Raw genomic sequence first — 976 nt, 5'->3', positions numbered from 1 at the left:
TGATGAAGGCTGGTGAACCAATGCTCATTCAGACATTCATCTCGAAAGCGCCCATTGAACGATTCGATGTAGGCGTTTTGGTTGGGTTTTCCAGGTTCGATTAAAAACAGGGCAACGCCCCGTAAATGAGCCCATGACAGCATGGCGCGCCCACAGAATTCCTTTCCATTATCCGTACGAATGGCGCTAGGTAGGCCACGTTGTAAAGCCAGATGATCCAGAATACGTGTTAAAAACAGCCCACCAATGGCACGTTCAGGCACGATCGCCACGGCTTCATGGGTAGCGTCGTCGACAACGGTGAGGCTCTTTATCACTCGCCCATCTGCCGTACGGTCAAACACAAAATCCATTGACCAGACCTGATTGGCGGTACAAGGGCGGCCAAGGGGCTTTCGCTCAGACGTGGGAACCTTCTTGCGCTTGCGGCGTTTTACCTGCAACCGAGCCGCCACGTAGAGGCGCTCGACGCGCTTATGATTGATCTGCTCACCGGCTTGACGCAGTTTCAGGTAGATCATGCCAGCGCCATAGCGACGATGCCGATGTGCCAAGGCAACAATGCGTTCACGCAATGCCTCATTGCGGTCAGGGGTCGATTGATAGCGCAACGCACTGGCACTCATACGGATGACACGGAGCGCTCGGCGCTCACTCAGGCCATGTGACACCATAAAGCGCACCACGTCTCGGCGTGCAGGGGCGCTCACCACTTTTTTCTCAGCGCCTCGCGAGTGACCTCCATCTCCAGTAGCGACTCCGCGAGCAGCTTTTTCAAGCGTCCATTTTCGGCTTCGAGTTCTTTGAGTCGTTTGGCATCAGGCACGCTCATGCCGCCAAACTTGCTGCGCCATAGATAGTAACTGGCTTCTGAGAAACCGTGCCGACGGCATAGCTCCTTGATGGGCAGTCCCGCTTCGGCTTCGCCCAGGAAACCAATGATCTGTTCTTCGCTGAAACGCTTCTTCATGTCCAA

The 976-nt window shown here is 54.9% G+C and carries 1 pseudogene; it reads right to left on the bottom strand.

Features of this window, described 5'->3' with window-relative positions:
* Positions 1-970: pseudogene (locus tag HP566_RS02045) on the bottom strand (IS3 family transposase); the annotation flags it as partial.
* Positions 971-976: the final 6 nt, after the last annotated feature.

It is taken from the genome of Vreelandella olivaria (assembly GCF_023507745.1).
GTDB lineage: Bacteria > Pseudomonadota > Gammaproteobacteria > Pseudomonadales > Halomonadaceae > Vreelandella > Vreelandella olivaria_A.
The sequence above is the reverse complement of the archived record's forward strand: the minus strand, read 5'-3'. Positions and strand labels throughout refer to the sequence as shown.